Source organism: Psychromonas saccharinae, assembly GCF_051201515.1.
GTDB lineage: Bacteria > Pseudomonadota > Gammaproteobacteria > Enterobacterales > Psychromonadaceae > Psychromonas.
This window is the reverse complement of sequence record NZ_CP195153.1, coordinates 3753005-3779258: the sequence shown is the minus strand read 5'-3', so window position 1 is coordinate 3779258 and position 26254 is coordinate 3753005. Positions and strand designations below refer to the sequence as shown.

22 protein-coding genes, 1 tRNA gene and 1 other RNA gene are annotated in these 26254 nt (G+C 38.2%); 14 read left to right on the top strand and 10 right to left on the bottom strand.

Annotated features, from left to right (window positions below; translation table 11 throughout):
* Nucleotides 1-10: 10 nt before the first annotated feature.
* The 5 genes from panB to dksA all read right to left on the bottom strand — a co-directional run bounded on the left by panB (nt 11) and on the right by dksA (nt 4257).
* Nucleotides 11-805: a 3-methyl-2-oxobutanoate hydroxymethyltransferase gene (panB, locus tag ACR30L_RS16940; protein WP_435235415.1), complete on the bottom strand. Its 795-nt coding sequence runs from the start codon at nt 803-805 to the stop codon at nt 11-13.
* 45 nt (nt 806-850) lie between these two features.
* On the bottom strand, nt 851-1330 hold the full coding sequence (folK, locus tag ACR30L_RS16935; protein ID WP_435235414.1) for a 2-amino-4-hydroxy-6-hydroxymethyldihydropteridine diphosphokinase: 480 nt from the start codon (nt 1328-1330) through the stop codon (nt 851-853).
* Nucleotides 1323-2705, bottom strand: a complete 1383-nt coding sequence (gene pcnB, locus ACR30L_RS16930; RefSeq protein ID WP_435235413.1) for a polynucleotide adenylyltransferase PcnB — start codon at nt 2703-2705, stop codon at nt 1323-1325. The genes folK and pcnB overlap by 8 nt, the downstream gene beginning before the upstream one ends.
* A gap of 148 nt (nt 2706-2853) precedes the next feature.
* Nucleotides 2854-3750, bottom strand: a complete 897-nt coding sequence (gene gluQRS, locus ACR30L_RS16925; protein WP_435237922.1) for a tRNA glutamyl-Q(34) synthetase GluQRS — start codon at nt 3748-3750, stop codon at nt 2854-2856.
* A gap of 57 nt (nt 3751-3807) precedes the next feature.
* The gene (dksA, locus tag ACR30L_RS16920; protein WP_435235412.1) at nt 3808-4257 is read right to left on the bottom strand and encodes an RNA polymerase-binding protein DksA; all 450 of its coding nucleotides are present in this window, start codon (nt 4255-4257) and stop codon (nt 3808-3810) included.
* 241 nt (nt 4258-4498) lie between these two features.
* Between dksA and hrpB the strand changes: the two genes are divergently transcribed.
* From hrpB to rlmF, 5 genes are read left to right on the top strand one after another with little or no spacing between them, the layout of a single operon-like run.
* Nucleotides 4499-6982, top strand: a complete 2484-nt coding sequence (hrpB, locus tag ACR30L_RS16915; RefSeq protein WP_435235411.1) for an ATP-dependent helicase HrpB — start codon at nt 4499-4501, stop codon at nt 6980-6982.
* 11 nt (nt 6983-6993) lie between these two features.
* Nucleotides 6994-9132 carry a penicillin-binding protein 1B gene (gene mrcB, locus ACR30L_RS16910; RefSeq protein WP_435235410.1) on the top strand — a complete coding sequence of 713 codons (2139 nt, stop codon included), beginning with the start codon at nt 6994-6996 and terminating at the stop codon, nt 9130-9132.
* 2 nt (nt 9133-9134) lie between these two features.
* Nucleotides 9135-9548 (top strand): SufE family protein, encoded by a 414-nt coding sequence (locus tag ACR30L_RS16905; protein ID WP_435235409.1) that lies wholly within the window; start codon nt 9135-9137, stop codon nt 9546-9548.
* A complete protein-coding gene (locus tag ACR30L_RS16900; RefSeq protein WP_435235408.1) occupies nt 9541-10254 on the top strand; it encodes a DUF3108 domain-containing protein in 714 nt (237 codons plus the stop codon). The genes ACR30L_RS16905 and ACR30L_RS16900 overlap by 8 nt, the downstream gene beginning before the upstream one ends.
* On the top strand, nt 10247-11182 hold the full coding sequence (rlmF, locus tag ACR30L_RS16895) for a 23S rRNA (adenine(1618)-N(6))-methyltransferase RlmF (RefSeq protein WP_435235407.1): 936 nt from the start codon (nt 10247-10249) through the stop codon (nt 11180-11182). The genes ACR30L_RS16900 and rlmF overlap by 8 nt, the downstream gene beginning before the upstream one ends.
* Before the next feature lie 74 nt (nt 11183-11256).
* Here rlmF and serA read toward each other — a convergent pair whose 3' ends face one another.
* The 5 genes from serA to ACR30L_RS16870 all read right to left on the bottom strand — a co-directional run bounded on the left by serA (nt 11257) and on the right by ACR30L_RS16870 (nt 14740).
* Nucleotides 11257-12486 carry a phosphoglycerate dehydrogenase gene (gene serA / locus ACR30L_RS16890; RefSeq protein ID WP_435235406.1) on the bottom strand — a complete coding sequence of 410 codons (1230 nt, stop codon included), beginning with the start codon at nt 12484-12486 and terminating at the stop codon, nt 11257-11259.
* Nucleotides 12487-12638: 152 nt separating this feature from the next.
* A complete protein-coding gene (gene rpiA / locus ACR30L_RS16885) occupies nt 12639-13295 on the bottom strand; it encodes a ribose-5-phosphate isomerase RpiA (protein ID WP_435235405.1) in 657 nt (218 codons plus the stop codon).
* A gap of 91 nt (nt 13296-13386) precedes the next feature.
* Nucleotides 13387-14004 (bottom strand): 5-formyltetrahydrofolate cyclo-ligase, encoded by a 618-nt coding sequence (locus ACR30L_RS16880; RefSeq protein WP_435235404.1) that lies wholly within the window; start codon nt 14002-14004, stop codon nt 13387-13389.
* A gap of 134 nt (nt 14005-14138) precedes the next feature.
* Nucleotides 14139-14322, bottom strand: a non-coding RNA gene (gene ssrS / locus ACR30L_RS16875) — 6S RNA.
* 124 nt (nt 14323-14446) lie between these two features.
* On the bottom strand, nt 14447-14740 hold the full coding sequence (locus ACR30L_RS16870) for a cell division protein ZapA (protein WP_435235403.1): 294 nt from the start codon (nt 14738-14740) through the stop codon (nt 14447-14449).
* Between the two features lie 433 nt (nt 14741-15173).
* Between ACR30L_RS16870 and ACR30L_RS16865 the strand changes: the two genes are divergently transcribed.
* The 9 genes from ACR30L_RS16865 (at nt 15174) to ACR30L_RS16825 (ending at nt 26051) form a co-directional block, all read left to right on the top strand.
* Nucleotides 15174-15743: a UPF0149 family protein gene (locus ACR30L_RS16865; protein ID WP_435235402.1), complete on the top strand. Its 570-nt coding sequence runs from the start codon at nt 15174-15176 to the stop codon at nt 15741-15743.
* 373 nt (nt 15744-16116) lie between these two features.
* Nucleotides 16117-17418, top strand: coding sequence for a Xaa-Pro aminopeptidase (pepP, locus tag ACR30L_RS16860; protein WP_435235401.1), 1302 nt, complete (start codon nt 16117-16119; stop codon nt 17416-17418).
* Between the two features lie 4 nt (nt 17419-17422).
* The gene (gene ubiH, locus ACR30L_RS16855; RefSeq protein ID WP_435235400.1) at nt 17423-18655 is read left to right on the top strand and encodes a 2-octaprenyl-6-methoxyphenyl hydroxylase; all 1233 of its coding nucleotides are present in this window, start codon (nt 17423-17425) and stop codon (nt 18653-18655) included.
* A complete protein-coding gene (locus ACR30L_RS16850) occupies nt 18639-19841 on the top strand; it encodes an FAD-dependent monooxygenase (protein ID WP_435235399.1) in 1203 nt (400 codons plus the stop codon). Before ubiH ends, ACR30L_RS16850 begins: the two co-directional genes overlap by 17 nt.
* A gap of 119 nt (nt 19842-19960) precedes the next feature.
* Nucleotides 19961-21163: an enoyl-ACP reductase FabV gene (fabV, locus tag ACR30L_RS16845; RefSeq protein WP_435235398.1), complete on the top strand. Its 1203-nt coding sequence runs from the start codon at nt 19961-19963 to the stop codon at nt 21161-21163.
* 126 nt (nt 21164-21289) lie between these two features.
* Nucleotides 21290-21366: transfer RNA gene (locus ACR30L_RS16840), tRNA-Pro, on the top strand.
* A 65-nt stretch (nt 21367-21431) separates the two neighbouring features.
* Nucleotides 21432-22391 carry a KpsF/GutQ family sugar-phosphate isomerase gene (locus tag ACR30L_RS16835; protein ID WP_435235397.1) on the top strand — a complete coding sequence of 320 codons (960 nt, stop codon included), beginning with the start codon at nt 21432-21434 and terminating at the stop codon, nt 22389-22391.
* Nucleotides 22392-22640: 249 nt separating this feature from the next.
* The gene (glnS, locus tag ACR30L_RS16830) at nt 22641-24299 is read left to right on the top strand and encodes a glutamine--tRNA ligase (protein WP_435235396.1); all 1659 of its coding nucleotides are present in this window, start codon (nt 22641-22643) and stop codon (nt 24297-24299) included.
* 591 nt (nt 24300-24890) lie between these two features.
* Nucleotides 24891-26051 carry a PilT/PilU family type 4a pilus ATPase gene (locus ACR30L_RS16825; RefSeq protein WP_435235395.1) on the top strand — a complete coding sequence of 387 codons (1161 nt, stop codon included), beginning with the start codon at nt 24891-24893 and terminating at the stop codon, nt 26049-26051.
* Nucleotides 26052-26254 lie beyond the last annotated feature (203 nt).

Genomic DNA, 26254 nt, shown 5'->3' with positions numbered 1-26254 from the left:
TACTCTTATTTTAGTAAAAGCTGTGTTCTGCTGATGGAAAACTACCATTTTCAACTTGTTCTTTGTAAAGTGCGACGGCGCGTCTTATATCGCCAGTCTCTATTAAAAAGTTTTTTGAAAATTTAGGGCAGAAACCAGCAGAAATACCAAACGCATCATGCATCACAAGTATTTGTCCATCGGTATCACTACCAGCACCGATACCGATAACCGGTATGTGCAGTTCTTTGCTAATACGGGCTGCAAGTTGTACAGGCACACATTCAAGTACTAATAATTGAATACCCGATTTTTCCAGTAATTTAGCATCTTGTACTAATTTTTCAGCTTGGTCTTCTTCGCGACCTTGTACCTTGTAACCACCAAATACATTCACCGATTGTGGTGTTAAACCAAGGTGCCCACAGACAGGAATACCACGTTCAACAAGTCCTTCTACAGACTGAGCTAACCATTTACCCCCTTCTAGTTTTACCATGTTCGCACCCGCACGCATTAAGGTTGCTGCATTTTCATAGGTTTGTTCAGGCGTCGCATAACTCATAAAAGGAAGATCTGAAATGATTAATGAATTTTTAGCAGTGCTTGCAACTGATTTGGTGTGATACTCAATATCTTTCACTGAGACGGGCAATGTAGAATCATGGCCTTGTAAAACCATTCCCAATGAATCACCGATTAATAACACCTGGATGCCTGCTTTATCAAAAATGGCAGCAAAGCTTGCATCATAGGCAGTGATGCAGGTGATTTTTTCATTTTCTTGTTTCATTTTAGCTAAACGAGAAAGGCTGATTTTAGGCATGATTGCTCCTATGTAATGAATATAGAGAGAGTAATGCAGAGGTGATCATTTTACTCTCTGTAAACCGTTTTTATCACATGCTAAAACGAGTTGCGATAAAGGCGTGCCATCTGGCAATACAAGTTGTGGTGCTATTTCTTGCAACGGATAAAGCACAAATTCACGTGCTTTCATTCCGTAGTGAGGAATGGTTAATCGTAAATTATTAATTTCTTGATTGTCATAGAGAATAATATCAAGATCTAAAGTGCGAGGCCCCCAACGATTATCTTTACGAACTCGCCCTTGAGATAGTTCAATTTGTTGAAGATTATTAAGGAGTTCAATGGCAGAAAGTTGGGTATCAATTTGTGCAACCGCATTGATATAATCGGGTTGATCCTGCGGCCCCATTGGGCTACTGGAGTATAAAGATGAGCAATTAATTAAGGTTGTATCAGGCAATGTTGTTAGTGCTTTAATCGCTTGCTGAGCCTGTTTAATAGGCTCAGATTGATTACTGCCAATTCCAATAAAACTAATCATTTTGATTTGCAACCGGTGCTTTAGGCTTACTTTTTGAGTAATTTCGTTTTTTCGATGATCTTTTTTGATCGGGCTTAAATTTACTGCCTTTGTTCGTTGTTTTTCTTGTGTAACTATGAACTGGGAGTTTATTATTTTTTTGGTATTCTAACCACCAATCGGTTAATTCTGCTAATTCTCGGCTTTGTTCTACTTTTGCTCGAAGCGCTAAAAAGTCAAAGGCTGCACGAAATTTGATATGTTGGTATAGGCGTTCAGCGCGTTTTCCACCAAAACGAGGTAAGCGTAACTGCAGCATCCATATATCACGAATGGTTGCCGTAAATCGTTTTGGAATGGCAATGGTTTTTACTTGAATGCTTAATACTTCATTGATCGCGAGTAAAAATGCATCGTGATATTCGATACCACTTTCAAAACTCATTTCCTGTGCACGTTGTTCCAATGGGTACCATAAAATAATCGCATAAATGTAAGCGGGCGTAACGCGTTTACCTGTTGCAATACGCTGATCGGAATCAATCAGTGCCTGTTCAATCATTTTGTTTGCTTTATCGTCTTCACCGTCTTTGAATAAGATAGGGAACAGCATTTGTAATAATTTATATTCTTTTAATAATCGGTATGTGACTAACCCTTGACCCGATAAAAGTAATTTAATGACTTCGTCAAAGTGGCGGGCTGCAGGGATATCTTGTAGCAAGGGAGCTAAACGGCGAATCGGTTCTGCACTCTCTTCACTAATGGTTAAATCAAGTTTACCTGCAAAGCGGATCGCACGCATCATGCGAACGGGATCTTCACGGTAGCGTACCTCTGGATCACCAATCATACGTAATTTATGCGCAGCTAGATCGTCGAGTCCACCCCAGAAATCATATAAAGAAAAGTCAGCAATATCGTAATAGAGCCCATTTACAGTAAAGTCACGACGTTCTGCGTCTTCTTCTAGTGAACCATAAACATTATCTCGAAGGAGCATACCAGCTTGCGATTGCTTGGCTTTTTGCAGATCTTTTTTGTTAGTTTCATCATGAGGACCGCGAAACGTTGCAACCTCAATGACTTCTCTGCCAAATAAAATATGGGCAAGACGAAAACGACGGCCAATTAAGCGGCAGTTTCTAAACAGTGCTTTGACTTCTTCAGGCGTTGCATTCGTCGTGATATCGAAATCTTTTGGTTTGATACCGAGTAAGAGATCACGAACACCACCTCCTACTAACAATGCGCGGTATCCAGCATTATGTAATCGATAAAGTACTTTTAATGCATTTTCATCAATGTTTTTGCGAGAGATAGAGTGTTGTTCTCGTGGAATTCTGTAGAGATCTGTTGACGTAGTCTGTGCTTCTTGTTTTTTCTTAACAAACACATTTTTGACGAATTTTTTTAAACGTTTAATAACTCTACCCTCAATAATGATGTTAAAACCTATTTAATAATTTACTGTCCATCGTATATATCGCTTGGCAGGAAAAAATCAAGGGCTTATTTTATGTGTGTGGTTAAAGAAAAACAAATTAAATTTGAATTTCTGATTTTTTAGGGATCTTTTCTAAATCCCAGTTTTCCGTTGCCCAAGTCAATATATGATGGCAATCGGATTGATTGACCGAGGAAGGTACTGGGTGACCAAGGAAGTTAAGTGCCTGTAATAGTGTTGGAACAGGGTTCTTTTTGTCAATGGCAAGGGCATGGTTTTGTTTTGAAAGTTTATACCCGGATGAGGTTACTGCGACCGGTAAGTGTAAATAATTAGGCAATGGTTTATTTAACAATTGGTAAAGCGAAATCTGTTTCCCCGTTGTTGGGAGTAAATCTGCACCACGAACGACTTCGGTTATCCCCTGATTGATATCATCTATGACGACAGCTAAATTGTAAGCATACAACCCGTCTTTACGTTTGATAATAAAATCTTCATGGGCTTCTTGGGGATTTAAACAAATATGGCCTTGTAAGCGGTCGTGAAATTGAGTGACAGGGTGCGCTAATTTGTCAACATTAAGGCGTAATGCATTGTTCGTTAGCGTGAATTGTTTATATCGACAGTTTCCTAAATAAAAACCGCCTTGTTGTTTAATTTCTTTGCGTGTACAGGAACAGGCATAGCAAAGTTGTTGGGCAATTAATGTTGATAGGGTTAATTCATAGGCTGCATGGCGTTTACTTTGATAAACAACATTTCCATCCCATTGAAAACCATAGGCTGAAAGCGTTTCAAGAATATCCTGTGCGGATCCTGATACTTCTCTAGGCGGATCAATATCGTCAATACGAACTTGCCATATCCCATGTTGAGACTTTGCTTGAAGGTAACTGCCAAGTGCAGCGACAAGAGACCCAAAATGCAATGCGCCAGAGGGAGACGGAGCAAAACGACCTCGATATTGGGATGTGTTATATGTAGACAAAATAAGGATTCATATATAAAACGATTAACTTATGCTAATCGTTTTATATAAATAATCAATTTAGCCAACAATCTGCTTTTCTTTGATTTCTGCTAATGTTTTACAATCAATACAAAGGTCGGCAGTTGGGCGTGCTTCAAGGCGGCGAATACCAATTTCTACACCGCAAGATTCACAAAAACCGAAGTCATCATCTTCGATTTTTTTCATTGTTTTCGCTATTTTTTTGATGAGACGACGTTCGCGATCACGCGCGCGTAATTCTAAACTGAATTCTTCTTCCTGTGCGGCTCTATCGACCGGATCAGGGAAGTTAGCTGCTTCATCTTTCATATGGTCAACGGTACGGTCCACTTCCTGGTGTAACTGTACACGCCATGCTTTAAGAATTTCGGTAAAATGATCTCGTTGTGCTTGGCACATGTATTCTTCGCCGCTTTTTTCCTGATACGGATCCACTCCGGCAATGGCTAAAATACCCAACGTTTTTTTAGTGTTATTGTCTGGCATAGAACTTTCCTTAAATCGATGCGCTATTTATTGTTCAATTATATTGCATCAATACAGTGACAAAAAATGAGATTAAACCTCGTTAAATTACGCTAAAATAGCTGCGTTATAATTTCGGCGGCTATCTATAGCAAGTAAATGCAACGCAGTCAAATTGATGTTGCAGTTACCTGCTGTTTTTTTTTGTATTTGTCGCAATTATGGTACAAATGTATGGTTTTTTAAATCTATGGAGACGTTTTTGTCTACTTTACCGATTGAATCTGTTTTTGAAGAATTACGGTCAAATCTGCCTATTTCTTCACAAATTATACTTCAAGCACCGCCTGGAGCGGGTAAATCGACCTTCTTGCCTTTTACTATGCTTAAAGAGCAATGGGTTGCTGGCAAAGTTATTATGTTAGAGCCTCGTCGATTAGCTGCAAAAAATATTGCTTATTACCTTGCCTCATTATTAAACGAGCCAGTTGGTAAAAGAGTAGGTTATCGCATGCGCGGTGAAAATAAAACCAGTAGCGAGACGCAGTTGGAGATCGTTACCGAGGGCGTATTGACTCGAATGCTACAAACAGATCCTGAATTAATGGGGATTGATTTAATTATTTTTGATGAGTTTCATGAAAGAAATCTCCAAGCCGATTTAGGATTAGCGCTTGTTCTCGATGTTCAACAGGGGGTACGCGAAGATTTGAAAGTACTGATCATGTCTGCCACTTTAGACAATGATTTATTACAACAGCAATTGCCTGATGCGAAATATATGACTTCGCCCGGTCGTAGTTATCCGATTGACTATCACTATCAGCGCAGTACGGGAGGAGGACGTTTAATCGCAGACTTAGTGACTTTAATTAAGCGTGCGTACCAAGAGCAGCATGGGAATATTTTAGTTTTTGTTGCTGGTGTTCGCGAAATAAAACAATGCCAGAGTTTATTAACGACACATTTTAGTCATTCATCTGACAAGGTCATTATTGCTCCTTTATATGGTGCATTAAGCCTAGCAGAACAACAAATGGCCATTGACGCTTGTGCTGTTAATACCAGAAAAATTGTCATCGCCACTAATATTGCAGAGACCAGTTTGACCATTGATGGCATATCCATCGTGGTGGATTCTGGTTATGAGCGTTGTATGGCCTATCAGGCACAATCGGGAATAGGGAAATTACATACGCAACGCATTAGCGAAGCGAGTGCTACGCAAAGAGCGGGACGTGCAGGACGTTTGAGTGCCGGACATTGCTACCGTTTGTGGTCAGAAGAAACCCGTTTGGCCAAACAGTCTTATCCCGAAATATCGCGTACGGAATTAACCTCTCTCTTACTCGAAACCCTAAATTGGGGAGTAACCGATGTCAGTGACTTATCTTTTATCTCGCAACCGCCTCAACGACACATTGAAAGGGCAAAGGCTTTGCTTAAAATATTTGCGGCAATAGACGATAAAGGACGTATCACTAAACATGGGCAGGCGATTAGCCAGTTGGGTGTAAATCCGCGTCTAGGACATTTGTTATTAGAGGCGCAAGTATTACAAGAGCTGCATGGTATTGCTCGACTTGTTGAGCTTGCGTGTTTGTTGATTGGATTACTCGAAAGTAACGAAAAAAACAGTGATGATATTGAAAGTATGCTGACTTCCCCATCCTATAGTGTGAAACAGCAACAAGGTGTTTTATTAAGAAAGCTGGGCGTAAAAAGGTCGGGCGGGTCTTTGCCGATGGATTACTGTGGATTACTATTAGCCATCGCCTTTCCTGATCGTATCGCGCAATCACGGGATTTAAATAATGGCATTTATCTGCTGAGTAATGGTATTGGTGCAACATTGTTATCGAATTCCAACCTTATTAATCAACGTTTTTTAGTTGTTGCAGATATGGCGTTGTCTGATCGTGGGGTAAATGGCGTTATATACAAAGCCTCCGTGGTTTCATTATCAATATTAGAAACTTTTTTACCGAAATATTTTAGTGAGCAAGAATTTGTTTATTGGTCCTTGCAGAATAATAAATTGATTGCTGAAAAGCGTTTGTATTTAGGCAAGCTTATTATAAATACACAGCCTTTACATAATCTGAGTGATGCACAAAGGTCGCAGGCTATATTGGCCGGGATTCAGCAAGCAGGTTTATCTTTTCTCTCTTGGACTGAGCAAGATAAACAATTATTATCTCGATTATCCTATGCTTCCGCACAGTTTATGGCATTCGATTATCCGATCGACTTTCCCGATTTTTCTGAACAAGCATTACTCGATGAGCTCGATTCTTGGCTTAGTCCATTTTTAACGGGTATTACGCGACCAGAACACATTAAGCGGATAGATTTAAAAGGCGCGTTACTTTCACGGTTATCTTGGGAGTTACAACAACGTTTTAATGGGTTATTTCCCATTACGATGAAAGTGTCCACAGGATCATCAATAAAAATAACTTATCGTGAGCGAGAAGCACCTGTATTATCGGTGCGTATTCAAGAAATATTTGGTCAGGAAAAAACGCCTAGTATCTTTGAAGGTCGAATTAAATTGCAGTTAGCCTTGCTTTCACCAGCCCGAAGACCATTACAATTAACACAGGATTTAACTACTTTTTGGAAAGGCGCATATCAAGATGTTAAAAAAGAGATGCGTGGACGTTACCCAAAGCATTATTGGCCTGATGATCCTTTACAAGCGATGGCAATAACAGGTACCAAAAAGCAGATGAATAAAAAGTAGCAGAGACAGTGATGTTGAAAAAAAAGAAAGTTGCACCTAAAAAGAAAAATAATAAGAAAGCACCGAGTAAAACAATTAAACAACGTTTCTTTGGTTTTCTTTGGTCACTTACCTGGAAGGTCAGTTTAGTTTTTATTGCGTTTATGGCTATCAGCGGGATCTATTTTGATAAAATGATCGAGCGTCGCTTAGATGGTGCTACTTGGCAGTTACCTGCGCAGGTTTTTGCACGACCACTGACCATTAAAAATGATATGTCATTGCCCCAGCAAGGATTAATATCAGAACTGAAGTTATTGAATTATCGGCCCGTTATTAAGGTTCAAGCGAGTGGTCAATTTTCAGTGTCGGGTAAAACGGTGACTATTTATCGTCGAGCATTTGATTTTCCTGACAAATCCGTTGCCTCTGAAAAAGTTATTGTCCATTTCTCGCGTGATAAAGTGAGTAAAATTAGTGATGAGCGAGGGCAAGTCTTAGCTACTTTTCGACTTGATCCGCTATTGATTGATCGTCTCCATTCACAACAACTTGAAGATCGTGTTTTTGTACCCTTTGAAAAAATCCCATCATTATTCATTAATACTTTATTGCTGATGGAAGATCGTAACTATTATCATCATCAAGGTATTTCTCCCTTAGCTATCGTTCGTGCATTTATTGTTAATTTTAAAGCTGGGCATACTGTGCAGGGGGGGAGTACGTTGACCCAGCAATTGGCTAAAAATCTATTTTTATCTCAAAAAAGAAGCTTATGGCGTAAGTTTAAAGAAGCGTATATCGCAGTATTAATGGATTATAAATACAGCAAAGATAAACTGTTAGAAGCTTATTTAAACGAGGTTTATCTCGCTCAGAATGGTAAAACGGGTATCTATGGTATTGGTTTGGCAAGTGATTATTATTTTGCTCGTCCAATTAATGAATTACGGATTGAACAAATTGCGTTATTAGTGGCGATTATTAAAGGGCCTTCCTATTATAACCCACGTCGTAATCCTAAACGGGCTCTAGCACGTCGTGATCTGGTGTTACGTTTGATGGTAGAAAATAACTTAATCACTGGTGATGATTACCGCTATGCGGTGCGAGATTCACTTAATTTGAGCGATAAATATGCTTTAAACCACCGTGCAAACCCCGCTTTTATTAGTTTATTACATCGAGAATTAGCATCAAAAGTACCAGCTTCCATACGCAAAAAAAGCGGGTTACATATCTTCACTTCGATCGATCCTTTAGCTCAACAAAATGCTGAATTAGCGGTTATGCAAGGCATCGAGCGTATTGCTAAAAAAGATACGAATGATCTTCAAGGGGCAATGGTTATCACGGACAGAGAGCATGCGGAAGTACGCGCATTAGTGTCTGGTCGAGATGTCAAATTTAGTGGCTTTAATCGTGCATTAGATGCGGTACGTCCGATTGGTTCGTTGGTTAAACCTGCGGTTTATTTGACCGCTTTAGAAGCAGGTTACGAGCCTGATTATCCCTTACCGGATAAACCTATTGTGCTAAAAAATTCAACAGGGCAACGTTGGCAGCCTAAAAACTACGATAGAAAGTTTCGTGGTGAGGTAAGCCTAACCTATGCACTGACCCATTCTTTAAATGTCCCTACTGTTAATTTAGGGATGAAAGTAGGGCTTAATAATGTGATTAATAGCCTTTATAAAATGGGGGTTCATGAAGATATTAAAGCGTACCCTTCATTAGTTTTGGGGAGTTTATCGCTTTCCCCTTTTCAGGTTGCGCAGATGTATCAACCGATTACGATGGGGGGCGTATACGAAACCATTTCCATTATTCGCGGCATTGCTAATAAAGAAGGGGAGTTGTTATACGAGCGAAACGAGCGAACTAAACAAGTCTTTTCGACGGGGTCAATTAATAAGCTCACATCGATATTACACAAGGTGACGACGGAAGGGACTTCACGAAGCTTAAGTTGGCGTAATCCTAACCAGTATTTTTCGGGTAAAACGGGGACAACCAATAATTTAAATGATAGCTGGTTTGTTGGTTTCGATGATAATCAAGTTGTTACTACCTGGGTAGGTAAAGATAATAATCAAAGTGCCAATCTGACCGGTAGTAGTGGTGCATTGGTATTGTTCTCGGATTATATGAAATTGAAAAAAGGAAAATAATCGTGAGTGATGAATTCATAACGCTTGAGCAGCTTATCGATGACTTTATTAGTAATCGTACTTGGGACAAGCAGTATCGTTTAATTATTCAATTGGGTAAAAAATTAGCTCCTTTGAGTGAACAAGACAAGCAACCTGAAAATCGCGTTAAAGGTTGTGATAGTGTTGCTTGGTTGGTCGTTGAAAAAAAAGGAGAACAATATTATTTTAAAATGGACAGTGATACCCGTGTGATTAGGGGATTGATGATGATATTGATGATTATTTATCAAGGTAAAACAGCAGCAGAAATTGCAGCAACTGATATTGCTATTATTTTTGAACAGCTCGGATTGTTGAACCATTTAAGCCCTTCACGTTCTAATGGACTATTGTCTATTGTTAATAAAATAAAAGGTATTACTGCTTTTGAATAAAATTAATTACTTATCTATTTCTTTCGTCTTATTCTTCGCGAATATGTTCTCTGTTGCTGTGGCGGCTCCTCTAACTGACTTAACATCGGATAAACAACGGTATGTTTATGATGTTTTTTATAAAAAAGTTTCCGTTGGTACAATGACGCGAGAATTTAATTTTCAAAATGGCCATGTTACAGGTAAGACAACGGCGGATTTATCTTTTTTATTTTATAAAATGAAAGGGTATCAACTTTCTGACATGTATTGGGATGAGGCCTCTATGTCTTTTCTTTCAAAGTCTTTTATTTATAAAGAAACGGGATCTCATAAAGAAGATACCAAGGCTACCTTTTTTGATAATGGCCATCAAAGCAAAATTACGGCCAAGGGGAAATCGAAATCATTTAAAAAAGAAAGTGTTATTTTAGATTTTCATGCGATTGGTATGCAAATGAGCGAAGGCATACGCCGTGGTGAAACACAGTTTGATTTCTATATGCAGACGACTGAAAAAGTGAAACATTACTATTTTGAAGTGAAAGGTAAAGAAACAATCGAAACTAAATTAGGTAAGTTTGAAACCTATCGTTTAGAGCAAACGCGTAAAAATAACAGAACACTGATTATTTGGTTTGCACCGGAAGTTGATTATCAAATGGTGCAGTTTTATTACAAATTTAATTTGCTAGATCTACGTGGAAATTTAGTTAAATATGATTAAAAACAAAGTGATTAGCAATAAAAAAATCCCCCAAAAAGGGATGTTGCATCCTGATAATCGTCATCATGGGCGTTACGATTTTAATGCGTTAACTCAGGTTTGCCCTGAATTGTCTGCTTTTGTTATTAAGAACCCTGCGAATGAAAGCACTATTGATTTTAGTAATAGCGAGGCGTTACGTGCTTTAAATAAAGCTTTATTACAGTTTTTCTATGATGTTCAATTTTGGCAAATACCAACTAATTATCTTTGTCCACCGATTCCAGGGCGTGCAGACTACATTCACTATTTATCAGACCTTTTAGCTGAAAATAATAATGGGGTTATCCCAACGGGTAAACAGGTGAAAGTGTTAGATATTGGAACTGGAGCGAATTGTATCTATCCCATTCTTGGTAGCCAAATTAATCATTGGTCTTTTGTTGGGACTGATATTGATCCGATATCTATTAAAACAGCTGCGTTAATTGTTAAATCAAATAAGAATCTTATCCCTTTTATTAAGCTTCGACTGCAAAAAAATCACACATCTATTTTCCAGGGGATTATTAAACCTCAGGATAAATTTACGTTAACCCTGTGTAATCCACCTTTTCATTCCTCCATGGCAAAGGCGACGGCTGGCACCTTAAGGAAGCTCAATAATCTTGATAAAAACCATTCAGGTGATAAAAGCGTTAAGTTAAACTTTGGTGGACAAGACAATGAACTCTGTTGTGAGGGCGGTGAAATCGCGTTTTTAAAACAGATGTGTACCGAGAGTAAAAAATATGGGCAGCAGGTACAATGGTTTAGTTCGTTGGTTTCAAAGTCTGAAAATGTTGCACCGTTAAAGAAATTACTTAAAACGCTTAATGCGAAACAGGTGAAAGTGATTAATATGTCTCAGGGACAAAAGATCAGTCGTTTGATTGCGTGGTGCTTTTGATGCTTATTTTTATATAAAAAACCCCAAGTAATATCGCTATTACTTGGGGGGTTATGTGCTGGGTTTACTTAAAATTAGTTAAGTAAACGCGCGCGTATTGTACCTTCAATTTCTTTTAATTTAGCCAGTGCAGTTTCTGCATCTTCGCTGTTTACATCAATAACAACATAGCCAATTTTCGCATTTGTTTGTAAATATTGTGCTGCGATATTGATGTGATTCTCTGCAAAAGCCAAGTTTATTTTAGTCAAAATACCTGGTTGGTTTTGGTGTACATGCAGTAAACGGCTAACATCTTGTTGAATGGGTAAAGAAACTTCAGGGAAGTTAGTTGCAGACAATGTTGAGCCATTGTCAGAGTATTTAACCAGTTTACCTGCAACTTCATAACCGATGTTTTCTTGTGCTTCCTGCGTGCTACCACCTACGTGTGGAGTAAGGAATACATTGTCAAATTTACGAAGTGGTGATTCAAATTCTTCTTTATTTGATTTTGGCTCAGTTGGGAATACATCAACTGCCGCACCAGATAGTTTTTTACTTTCTAATGCATCACATAATGCCGGGATGTCAACAACTGTACCACGGGCTGCATTCATAAAGATCGCACCATCTTTCATTTGTGCAAATTGGGTTGCTCCCATCATATTTTTAGTTGATGGTAGTTCAGGTACGTGCAAACTAACCACGTCAGATTGAGCAAGCAACTCTTCCATGCTATGAACTTGTACGGCATTACCAAGTGCTAATTTACTTTCTACGTCGTAGAATGACACTTTAAAACCAAGGTTTTCTGCAAGAATACCAAATTGTGTCCCGATATGTCCGTAGCCGATAATGCCGAGGTTTTTACCACGCGCTTCGTAAGAACCGATTGCCGATTTGTCCCATTCACCACGGTGTGCCTTTGCATTACGCTCTGGTACGCCACGTAATAATAATAGTGCTTGTCCTAAAACCAATTCAGCAACACTTCGCGTGTTTGAGAACGGTGCATTGAATACAACCACCCCTTTTTTCTGTGCAGCATCAAGGTCAACTTGGTTTGTACCAATACAGAAACAACCAATACCAACTAATTTATCTGCAGCAGCAAGTACTTTTTCATTTAAGTTACTACGTGATCGAATCCCAATAAAATGAACATCTTTTATTTTTTCGATTAATTGCTCTTCAGGTAATGAAGTTTTAATGCTTTCAATGTTGGTGTAACCCGCTTGAGAGAATGTTTCTACTGAGCTTGGGTGTAATCCTTCAAGTAATAGCACTTTAATTTTATCTTTACTGAGCGATAACGTAGTCATTTTAGTTCCTTGGGCGTTATAAGTGGTAAGTAATTAATTTGATTAAAAATTTATGAGCATAAAATAGCAAAAATTGAGGGCTATGTGAACAATTGCAAGGTTATTCACATAGCTAATTTTCAACTAGCTTATTCCAATTTTATCTATACGGGTTATTTTAAAGTTTGTACGCCGGTTGGCGAACCAACTAGTACAACATCTGCACCACGGTTAGCGAATAAACCATTAGTGACGACGCCAACAATGGCATTGATCTGCGCTTCAAGTTTAAGTGGCTCGGTAATACTTAGGTTATGAACATCAAGAATAATATTGCCGTTATCTGTTAATACACCTTGACGGTATTCTGGTTGGCCACCTAATTTAACTAATTCACGAGCAACATAACTACGTGCCATTGGGATAACTTCAACGGGCAGTGGGAAAGCACCTAAGATATCAACATTTTTTGTATTATCGACAATACAGATAAATTTATCAGCAACAGCGGCAACAATTTTTTCTCGTGTTAGTGCAGCGCCACCGCCTTTGATCATATGATTATATGGGTTGATTTCATCTGCACCATCAACATAAACACTTAACTCAGAGACTTCATTGAGATCGAATACTTTAATACCATAGGCTTTTAATTTTTCAGTCGATGCTAGTGAGCTTGATACCGCACCATCAATGTCGTTTTTCATAGTTGCAAGGGCGTCGATAAAATGATTTACCGTTGATCCTGTGCCAACACCAACAATTGAATTCTTTTTAACATAGGGTAATGCTGCATAAGCGGCTGCTTTTTTCATATCATCTTGAGTCATCTTTTATCTATCCTGTCTGCTGCTGAGATTAAGTGGCGAGATTATAACCCGTTAGATTGAGTTATCCATGAGATATTTGTTAATTTTTTCATTACCAATAGTAATGTTGACTTGGCGTGATAATTTCAGGTAACGGAACATCCCACTCTTCAATGGGGAGATTGTTTACTTGTTGGCAGTCATGAGCAAGCCCAATCGGATAAGGGCCTTTTTTGTCCTTAAACCATGGTGATAATATACGATCATAATAACCACCGCCCATACCAATACGATTTCCTTGTAAATCGAAGGCGACGAGTGGTGTAAATATAATATTCAATTTAGCAATGGCACAGCGATGAGTTGCACATTGTTTAGGTTCATAAATACCATATCGATTTAATGCCATTTCTGTCTTATGTGTATATTCAATAAAGATTAAATGGCCTTTTTTAATCGGATCGATGACTGGTAGATAAGTTTGTTTATTGTTTGCCCAACACCATTTAATAAATTCAACGGTTTCAATTTCCCCATCATTGGCCAGTGTAATGCCGATATGTTGTGCATTTTTGACTTTTGGGTGTGTAATTAATCGATTAAAGAGTTTATTCGCATCTGCGAGTTGTTGGGTGCTGGTTAAACCACGCCTTGCCGTTCGAATATCTTGGCGAATTTGAGCCCGTAATTGCATTGTTGATTGTGTTGGCTGATGAGGATGAATAACCATAATAGTCGACTCGTTAATAATGAAATACAGAGAGTCATTGGATTGTCTAATAGATTAAATGAAGAGGCAATTGTAATGTAGTATTTTTAATTAAAAGGAAGAATTTATTATTAAAAAGTTCGTTGTTATCGGTGAGTAACCCAAGGGCACCGTTATTGACTGTTGACCTTGAACCCGAAGGTCAAAGTCGGCGTCTTAGCAAAGACCGTAGGCTTCTCGATACTAGCCGAGTTTGCACAATAGAATTTGAACCAAGTCACCAGAGTAAAGCTTATCGGCTCAGGGACGTAGTCAATATAGCGAATACCCGAGGGTTATAAATACTCTACGTCAGATTTTTCCGTTTGAAAAGTATTTTTACGGATATTTTTGAAATGCAACAGGGAATGGTTAAATAGTAATCTGTATCTGTATGAAAATTATAGATCTTCTATTTTACAATTTACTTATAGGTAGGTTGTAATGCCTTTTCTATTGAATCTTGAAGGTATTGAATGCGCTCATTTAGCTTTTCTGTTTGTTTCTCATTGGTACTTTTTTCGGTTTGAAGCTCATGACAAACATTTAATGCCGCCATCACAATTAATTGTTCATTTCGAAGCGTACGACTGCTACTTTTTATTTCTTTCAATATATTGTTGAATTGCGCAACGGTTTCTTGAAGCGTTTCTTCCTTACCATCAGGACAGGCAATTTTATATTGTTGTCCTAAAATTGAGATCTCAACATTTGCCATAATTAATCCGTACAATAAAATATAAAATAGTCGCTAATAATATACTAACGAGCTTCACTTAAAAAGAAATAACCTATATGTACTCTTTTTAAATAGAGCACGGTTACTCAAATGAACCCATGACAGAATATAAATATTAGGTCATCCATTTCATTAGAAGTAAACGCTCAATAGCTTGATGATAAATACTAAAGTTTGGGTTTAAGGTATGAATCAGTATGATTTAATCGACTGTGTTTCACCTAGCGCCTTATCATTTTTTAGTCTATTTCTTTCTGCTTTTTTGAGGTAGCTCGAATATTGGCACTATAACTATCTAGCGATTAAGTTTCAAGTACTTACTGGTAGCTAGATTTTCTGAGTGTTAGAATATATTTATCATCACTATGATCTGAACATAATAAATTCATTGTTAATATAAAGAGTCATCTAAATGAGCAAAAAAACATTACTTAGTTTTGAAAAAATAACGCAAACCCTCGAGAACGCTGAACTTTATACAAATGCATCGGAAACACATGGTGTTTTGTCTGGGCTGGTTTGTGGCGGCGTTAAGCTTGATGATAAAAGTTGGCAATCTTTTTTTAACGATGTTGTTAATGAAGGAATGGGATTACCGCTAAATGTGCAACGTGTCATTGATTCAATTTATGAGCAGGTAGTTAGTCAAATAACCGATGATGGATTAGGATTTACATTATTATTACCGAATGATGATATTCCGCTTGATGATCGTGCTGAAGCGATGGCGCAATGGGCACAAGGGTTTTTAGTCGGTTTTGGTATGGTGCAACAAGGATTAAATGACGCATCTGATGATATTCAAGAATTAATTCGTGATATTCGTGATATTTCTCAAGTTGCGCTTGATTTTGAGCAAGAAGATGAAGAATCTGAAATCGCTTTTACCGAAATCGTTGAATATTTGCGGGTAGGGGCGATGCTTTGTTTTAATACTTTCTCTCGCAAAGCGACACCACCAGTCTCTGAAACCATCCATTAAAAATAACGTTGGTGCAAATCTCTTTAGATTATTTTTCTGATAGCATCTGTTTGGATACTATCGGTTTTTGCTTGTGTAATACCAATCGTAATAATTAGCTGATCTATTTTGCTGGTTAAAATAGTTTATGTCTTTGTTGAAAGTTTCGTTAAGGGAACAACCATTAAAGAATTAATGTCTTTATATTAATTCTCACGTTAGAGGATTCACTTGTTAATCTCTCGGTAGTGGCAACTTTCGCCTCAAACTAAACCATTTTTCCAGCGCAAAACTTAGATCATATATTTAATACAATTGTTATAATAAAAAGTAAATTCTCATTATAACAATATGATATAAAACTAATTGTGAATTACTTAATTAGGAATGCTTTATGAATGAATTTGAATCTCGAAGAATTAGTTTCTTTGAACAGATGAGTGATAATAGTCTTGCCATTTTTTCTTCTTCAGATGAAAAAGTTCGTAATAATGATTCTGAATATAGATTCCGACAAAGTAGCGATTTTTTGTATTTATCGGGTTTAAATGAACCCGATGCGTGTCTTGTGCTAGTGAAAACAGAAGACGCTCAAAAATCTATCTTATTTAACCGGGCTAAGGATAGGCTAGAAGAGATTTGGCATGGTTATCGATTGGGTCAAAAGGCCGCTGTTAGCGATCTTTATTTTGATCAAGCTTATCAAATTGATGAGTTACTTGAAAAGCTTCCTTTATTGTTAAATGGTATTGATACGATTTATTTCCCTATATTTCAAGATGAGAAATTAGAGATTGTATTGAAAGAAGTGATGACAGAAATGCGTGGAGATAAGCGTAAAGGGGTAATTGCACCTCATCAATTTATCGATAGTTTACCGATACTCCACGAAATGCGTTTGATTAAGTCTGAAGCTGAAATTGCATTATTATCTGAAGCCGCAGAAATTTCAGCTGCAGGGCATATTCGTGCTATGCAAGCATGTCGTCCGGGCATGTGGGAGTATCAGTTACAATCGGAAGTTGAGTATGAATTTGCTCAGCAGGGGACACGCGATATTGCCTATAACAGTATTGTTGCTGGTGGGGAGAATGCCTGTATTTTGCATTATACCAACAATAATCGCCAATTACGGGACGGTCAGTTGGTTTTAATTGATGCTGGGGCTGAATATCAAGGTTATGCGGGAGATATAACTCGAACGTTTCCCGTTAATGGGCATTTTTCTGAACATCAAGCGATGTTATATCAATTGGTGCTAGATATACAAGTTCGTGCGATTAGTCAGGTAAGGCCTGGTGCTACCTTGTTCGACATTAATCAAAATGTGATTAAACAAATGGTTGATGGCTTGATTGAGTTAGGCATTATGGAAGGTGATCCCGATGAACTGATTGCACAGGAAGCATATAAAGATTTTTATATGCATGGTATCGGTCATTATTTGGGCCTTGATGTGCATGATGTTGGTGAATACGGTACAAAAGATAATCCTCGTTTGCTTGAACCTGGCATGGTTGTGACCATTGAACCCGGTTTATATATTAGTCATGATGCAGATGTTGATGATGTATGGAAGAAAATAGGTATTCGTATTGAAGATGATGTATTGGTGACCGAATCTGGTGGCGATGTGTTGACCGCAGATGTTCCTAAAAGTATTAATGAAATTGAAGCGTTAATGGCAGATGCATAAATCGATGATAAATAAACAAACTACTGCTACCGATTATGATGTTGTCATTGTCGGGGCTGGGATCGCGGGATCTTTATTAAGTCATGCTATTTTGCAGCGCTCGCCCACATTAAATATTCTCTTAATTGATAATAATCCCCAACAAATAGAACCCGCTCGCCATCCTGGGTTTGATGCACGTAGTATCGCATTGAGTGCAGGAAGCTGTGAACTTCTCGATGATTTAGGGTTATGGTCGGCACTAAAAGAAAAAGCACAGGCTATTGATGATATTCATATTTCTGACCGTGGGCATATTGGGGCGTTAGATCTTATTAAAAACGAATCAGAGCTTCCCTTTGGTTATGTTGTGGAGTTGCAAAATGTCGGTGAAATTATTAACCGTCAGCTTGCAAAATACTCACAACTAACGCGTTTGTATAGCACCAGCTTGAAAACAATAGAAAAAACAGTCGAACATGCTATTTGTTATCTGCAGGATGGCACTCGATTTACAGCAAAACTATGTGTTGCAGCCGATGGGGGGGATAGTTTAACCCGTCAATTATTGAATATTAGTGCACAATCTTTTGATTATGGCTGTAGTGCAATGATTGCCAATGTTGCGTGCTCTCAACCGCATTTAAATAAGGCTTACGAACGGTTTACTGAAGATGGGCCGATTGCGTTATTGCCTTTAAGAGAAAATCGTTTTTCATTAGTTTGGTCGGTCAATAATAATGACCTAGATCGGCTCATGTCGTTAGACGATACTGAATACACCCGAGAAGTTCAACAAGCCTTTGGCTATCGTGCTGGCATTATCAATACAGTGGGTAAACGAGATACTTACCCTTTATTTCTAATTAAAATAAATAAGCCAATTACGCATCGAGGTATCTGTATTGGAAATGCTGCACATTGTTTGCATCCAGTCATGGGGCAGGGCTTTAATTTAGGGTTACGAGACTTGTATTCATTAGCACAAGTCATTAATCAACTTGATGATGTTCAATGTCTTGGTGAATATAAAATGATTGATCGGTATTGGTCAATCCGACAGCAAGATCATCACAATACCATCTTAATGACAGATACTATTGTTCGAGGTTTTAGTAGTCCAAATAGCCTTATGGTACTTGGTCGTAATATCACGTTACGTGCAATGAGTTGCTTACCAGCTTTGTCCTTACCGATCGTTAAACAAGCGAAAGGACAGTTTAATTTAAAAGGGATACACCATGATTCAATCCTATGATTTAGCTATTATTGGTGGAGGGATTGTTGGGCTAACACTGGCTGCAAGTTTAGCTGATAGCCATCTATCGATTGCATTAATCGAAGGAACTACAGCGAAGAAACTAGATGATGCGGTTATTGGGCGAGTGAGTGCGATTAGTTTTGCAAGTCAAACCCTATTTGAAAAGCTTGGTATTTGGCCATTGCTTAATAAACAGCGGATTACGCCCTACGACACCATGAAGGTTTGGGACCAAGATAGCGCAGCAAAAATAGAATTTAATGCAAAGCAGGTAGCACATGAACAGCTTGGTTATATTGTTGAAAATGAGCAAATAGAACATGCATTATTACAATCCGTTGAAAAACAATCGAATGTGACATTTTATTGCCCCGATCAATTAACCAATCTTGCCGTCGGTGAAGGTGAAAATTGGTTAACGCTAGAGAGTAATGAGTCACTGACTGCTAAGTTAGTGGTTGCTGCCGATGGTGCGAATTCGTGGATACGTAATAAAGCTGATATTCCCCTTGTATCATGGGATTATGACCACCACGCGATTGTTGCGACGATTAAAACTGAATTACCACATCAACAATGCGCAAGACAAATTTTCACACCGCAGGGGCCATTGGCTTTTTTACCGTTATTTGAACAAAACCTGTGCTCCATTGTTTGGTCTGTTCCACCAGAGAAAGCTGAATTTTTAATGGCGTTATCGAATAGTGAGTTTAATAAACAGCTTACGCGTGCTTTTGATAATCGTCTTGGTGCTTGTGAAGTGAATAGTGCACGTCAATCTTTTCCGTTGACCATGCGTTATGCGCGTGATTTTGCTAAACACCGTATTGCGTTAATAGGTGATGCTGCGCATACGATTCATCCATTAGCAGGACAGGGATTAAATTTAGGATTGTTAGATGCGTTAAGTTTAGCGCAAACCCTGAACGCAAATAATGAAATGGACAAAGACATTGGCATGTATCCGCATTTACGTCAATTTGAACGTTGGCGTAAGAGTGAAGCCTTGCAGATGATAGCTTCGATGGAATTATTAAAACGGGTATTTGAAGGGAATAATCCAGTTCAAAAAGGATTACGTGATTTCGCTCTGAATATCACCGATAAGTTTACGCCTTTAAAAACACAATTTGTTAAACAGGCAATGGGATTAACGGGTGAATTACCTAATATAGTAAAATGATAACCTGCAATTTTCCTTGCTGACTTTGCATCTTGAAGGAACATGGGTATATTACGCGCTATTACAAAATAAAATTTCAGTATTTAACCTGAAAATCAATAAAAGAGAAGAGTTCTATTATGATCATTAAACCAAAGATTCGTGGCTTTATTTGTACAACGACTCACCCTGTGGGCTGTGAGAAAAATATTCAAACGCAAATTGAATACACTAAAAAACAAGGGCCAATTAAAAATGGTCCTAAACGTGTATTAGTGATTGGCTCTTCTGCTGGTTACGGTATGTCTTCACGTATTGCCGCTGCATACGGAAGTGATGCATCTACCATTGGTGTATTTTTTGAAAAGCCTGCGACTGAGCGTAAACCAGGTTCAGCGGGTTGGTATAACAGTGCTGCCTTTGAAAAACAAGCAAAGGCAGACGGCCTGTACGCTAAAAGTATTAATGCCGATGCTTTTTCACATGAAACTAAAGCAAAAGTAATCGAGCTTATCAAGGCAGATCTAGGTCAAATTGATGCGATTATTTATTCCGTTGCTGCGCCTGTGCGTAAAATGCCAGATACAGGCGAAGTGATTCGTTCAAGCTTAAAACCGATTGGTGATACTTATGTATCGACTGCAATTGACACGAATAAAGATTGTATTATCGAAGCATCCGTTGAACCTGCTACGGAAGAAGAAATTGCTAATACTGTTACCGTTATGGGTGGACAAGATTGGGAACTTTGGTTAAGTGCACTGGCAGATGCGAATGTATTAGCTGAAGGCGTTAAAACCGTCGCTTACTCTTATATTGGTACAGAGCTGACTTGGCCAATCTACTGGGATGGTGCATTAGGGCAAGCAAAAATCGATTTAGACCGTGCCTCAACAGCTATTCAAAAACAACTTGCTCCATTAAATGGCGAAGCTTATGTTTCAGTACAAAAAAGTGTCGTAACACAGGCAAGTTCTGCAATTCCTGTTATGCCTTTATATATTTCAATGGTATTTAAAATCATGAAAGAAAAAGGACTTCACGAAGGTTGTATGGAACAAATTCATCGCTTATTCACGGCGCAGCTTTATAAAGAAGATGCAAGTGCACCAACAACAGATGATGCTCGTCGTTTACGTTTGGATGATTGGGAACTTCGTGATGATGTGCAACAAGCCTGTAAAGATCTATGGCCAACGATCACCACTGAAAATCTGTTTGAATTAACTGACTATAAAGAATATAAAGAAGAGTTTTTACAACTATTCGGCTTTGGTCTTGATGGTATTGATTACGATGCTGATGTGGATACATTAGTTGAGTTTGATTGTTTGTCTGTTTAATAACTGAACGACTTCGTATAGAAAATACCCACTAAGGTGGGTATTTTAGTTTTTATGCATTTATCTCTTTGTTTTGTTAAGTTTTTATTGCATCTTACAGATAATTTATTAGACTAAAGGCCAAATCGGTATGTAGCGCAGCTTGGTAGCGCACTGCTCTGGGGGAGCAGGGGTCGTAGGTTCAAATCCTATCATACCGACCAATTTTTTATTCAATACCCAATTTTACGACCAACTCATATACCTTTCGCTCCCATAAGGATCTTTTATGACACAGTTTTCGTTATCCTCTGAGCAACTACTTAAAGAAGTCCACTCCGTTTTTGATGTCCAAATGGCCGCTTTGTCAGCGCATAGCAAACGCCTTGGAGATGAATACCTATTAGCCCTCGGATTAATGAAAGCATGTAAGGGACGGGTGATTGTTAGCGGTATGGGGAAATCGGGACATATTGGCCGTAAAATTTCAGCCACACTTGCTTCATTAGGCACGCCTTCCTTTTTTATGCATCCTGGAGAAGCGTTTCATGGTGACCTCGGTATGATCACCGAAGATGATTTATTATTGCTTATCTCTTATAGTGGCGAAACCGATGAATTATTAAAGATAATTCCGTCGATTCAACACTTTGGCAACAAAATTGTGTCTATTACAGGCGGTATTAATTCCACATTATCACAGAATTCTGATGTCGTATTAGATGCCAGTGTTGAAAAAGAAACCTGTCCAAATAACCTCGCACCAACGACATCAACAACACTAACGTTAGTTATTGGTGATGCGTTAGCGTCGACATTGTGTTTAGAGAAAAACTTTAGTCCGATGGATTTTGCGCGTTTTCATCCCGGCGGAAGTTTGGGACGTCGTTTACTTACTTTTGTCGAAAACGATATGCGCAGTGATAACCTTCCCTTTGTAAATGCAGAAACATCATTGACTGATGCATTAATGGTTATGACAGAAACGCGGACAGGGTTAGCATTGGTAATGAAAGATGATAAGTTACAGGGTGTTATTACCGATGGTGATGTGCGTCGTTTTCTTATTTCAGCTGAAAGCATTGCCGGTTGTACTGCAGGCCAGTTAATGAATGAACGACCTTGCTTTATTTCTAAAATGTCACGCTTAAATGATGCAGAAGAAATTATGCGCGAAAAACATATCAAATGGCTGGTGGTCAGTGAAGATGGCTTTAAAGTCGACGGTATTATTGAGTGGGGACAATAGGCGTATTATTTCTTTCCAGAAGCCATAAATAATATGGCTTCTATTCTGCTAAGTTGTTCATTTTAATTTAATATTCCTCTCGCAAATCCCCATAATAATTGAAATATGACTGATTAATGGCTTGTAAAATAAGCGAACACGTAAATAAAGATAAAATGCGTCTTTATTTTTCCGTAATCACTTGAGCTTCTCTCTGTAATATACGATGATTGTTTTATTTTTCGATTTTTATATTTGCAGAGGTAAGCAATGACTCAGGTGGAAACTGGCCCTAGTAATTTTATTCGTAATATCATTGATGATGATTTAAAAACGGGTAAGCATCAGTCGATACATACACGTTTTCCCCCAGAGCCAAATGGCTATCTGCATATTGGCCATGCTAAGTCTATTTGTTTGAATTTTGGCTTGGCTGTAGATTATCCTAATGCACTTTGTAATCTTCGTTTTGATGATACTAATCCATTAAAAGAAGATGCAGATTATGTTGCAGCCATTCAAGAAGATGTTTCTTGGTTAGGCTTTAAATGGGCTGGCGATATTCATTACTCTTCAGATTATTTTGAGCAATTATATGCCTATGCGGTTGAGTTAATTGAGAATGAAAAAGCCTATGTTTGTGAGCTAAATGCAGAGCAAACACGTGAGTATCGTGGCACATTGACTTCACCTGGTAAAGATAGTCCATTCCGTAATCGTCCTATTGCTGAAAGTTTAGATTTGTTTGCACGTATGCGTGCAGGTGAATTTGAAGAAGGTAGTATGATGTTACGTGCAAAAATAGATATGGCATCACCTAATATGAAAATGCGTGATCCTGTTATTTATCGAATCCGCTTTGCACATCATCATCAAACAGGTGATAAATGGTGTATTTATCCTATGTATGATTTCACACATTGTATTTCTGATGCAATTGAAGGGATCACACACAGTTTATGTACGCTTGAGTTTGAAGATCATCGCCCATTATACGATTGGGTTTTAGCGAATATTAGTATTAAATGTAAACCTCGCCAAATCGAGTTTTCGCGTTTGAACCTACAATATACGCTCACCTCAAAACGTAAGTTGAATGCGTTAGTGGTTGATAAAATTGTTGATGGTTGGGACGATCCGCGTATGCCGACTATTTCTGGTATGCGTCGTCGAGGTTATCCCGCTGCGGCTATTCGTGACTTCTGTCAACGTATTGGTATTACCAAACAGGAGAATACCGTTGAATTAGCTTCACTAGAAGCCTGTGTTCGAGAAGATCTCGAGGCAAATGCACCGCGTGCAATGGCCGTTATCGATCCAGTCAAAGTGATCATTACTAATTATGATGAGCATAAAACAGAGCAATTAACTGCACCTATGCACCCTAAAGATGAAAGTATGGGAACCAGAACTTTACCTTTCTCTGGGCAAATTTATATCGACCGTGCAGATTTTAGAGAATCAGCGAATAAAAAATATAAGCGTCTCGTACTTGGTAAAGAAGTGCGTTTACGTAATGCTTATGTGATTAAAGCCGATGAGGTTATTAAAGATACAGAGGGCAATATTACTGAAATACATTGTTCTTATGATCCTGAAACATTAGGTAAAAATCCAAGTGATGGTCGTAAAGTCAAAGGTGTGATTCATTGGGTTGATGCAACAAATAATAAACCGGCAGAGTTTAGAATTTATGATCGTTTATTCTTAACGGAAAACCCCGGTGCGGCTGAAAATGTTGAAGAAGTCCTGAATCCAGAATCCTTAATTGTGCGACATGGTTTTGTTGAACTTGGATTAGCAGATGCAGTCGTTAACGATGCACATCAGTTTGAACGCGAAGGGTATTTCTGTGCCGACAATGATTCTAATACTGAACATTTAGTGTTTAATCGTACCGTTGCATTACGCGACTCTTGGGCTGGTTAGTCTTTTAAAAATTAAGCAGTAACCTATTATTTTGGTTACTGCTATCCAACTTTCTTTGTCCCCCTCCACTAGCAAGAAAACTATACTATACTTGCCATTTACTATTTATTCCCTTTAATACCAATCGTAATAATTAGCTGATCCATTTACGGGGTAAAATTGTTTATTGCTTTATTGAAGTTTTCCTAAATAGAGCAGCTATTTACATCAATTTCTACCTCTAATTAAAGTATTTTCCTGCGCAAAATTTAGATCCGTTATTTAATACAATTGCTATAATATAATCATTTATACCCGTTACCAATCAAGATGCAGAAATCAGCAAGACGAGAGGTGAGCAGATTCGAGGCATAAAGGTGAAGATCTAACGGGTTAAATCGAGACTTTATAACAACGAAGATGTTTGCCTCTCGTCTTGCCCTGCGGGTCACTAGCTCGAACACCAATACTGCGTTATAACATTCGATAAGGACTAGCCATTGTCATCATGTTACGCCTTGCCTTGGTATCCGAGCTAGTGACTGATAAGCGTATCTTGATTGGTAACGGGTATATATACATCAAATAATATTTAAAATTTAGGAGTTACCGATGGAGTTTGAAAAAATGCTTAATATTCTAGCAAGTGAAGATGGATCCGATCTTTACTTGTCTACAGGTGCTCCACCGACTGCAAAGTTTCAAGGCACCTTAAGGCCGCTTATTGAGACGCCTTTTTTACCGGGTGAAATTGCTGTTATTGCAGATTCTATGATGGATAAGGAACAAAAAATTGCATTTGAGCAAGATTTAGAAATGAACTTAGCTATTTCTATTTCTTCAGTAGGGCGGTTTAGGGTTAATATTTTTAAGCAACGTAATGAAGTGTCGATTGTTGCGCGTAATATTAAAGTCGATATCCCTAAATTTGCAGATTTAAGGCTACCCGAGATACTCAAAGACGTGATTATGACAAAACGTGGTTTGGTCCTTTTCATCGGTGCAACAGGATCGGGTAAATCGACTTCATTAGCGGCTTTAATCGATCACCGTAATATGAATTCATCGGGTCATATTATTACCATTGAAGATCCAGTTGAATTTATTCATAAACATAAGAAAAGTATTATTAATCAACGAGAAGTTGGGGTTGATACACGTAGTTTTCATGCTGCACTTAAAAATACATTACGACAGGCACCCGATGTTATTTTAATTGGTGAGATCCGAGATCGTGAAACAATGGAGCACGCACTCGCCTTTTCTGAAACGGGGCATTTAGCGATTTCGACATTGCATGCAAATAATGCGAACCAAGCCTTAGACCGTATTATTAACTTTTTTCCCGAAGAACGCCGCGATCAATTGTTAAATGATTTAGGGAATAATCTTAAATCGTTTATTTCCCAGCGTTTAATTCCAACGCTAGATGGAAAACGTTGTGCAGCGATTGAAGTGATGATGGGAACGTTGACAATACGTGACATGATAAAACGAGGTGAATTTGGGCTTCTAAAAGATGTAATGGAAAAATCAAAACAATTAGGGATGCAAACCTTTGACGGTGCTCTTTTTGATTTGGCTATCGTTGATGGATTGATATCTGAAGAAGAGGCAATTAAAAACTCCGATTCACCCACAAACTTAGCGTTAAAATTTAAGCTGCACCATGGAGGGTTTGCAGAACAAGCTGAAGAAGATAGTAATAACAAAGGTGGATTAGAATTAGAGCCCGATAAACCTTCATTTTCAGACGAATTAAGTTTTTCTTAAAGTATGCCTTACAGCTGTTGGTATTTCGCTTGCAGCTGTTATTTTCTTCTTATCTAAGCCTCTTTATGTATCCTTCTGTCGCCAGTTCTTTTTTAAATAGGTTTTAATATCAATCGTAATAATAAGCGGAATTGATATTACCGGTAAAAATTGTTTATTTCTTTATTGTAAGTTTCGTAAGGAAATAACCATTTACACTAATT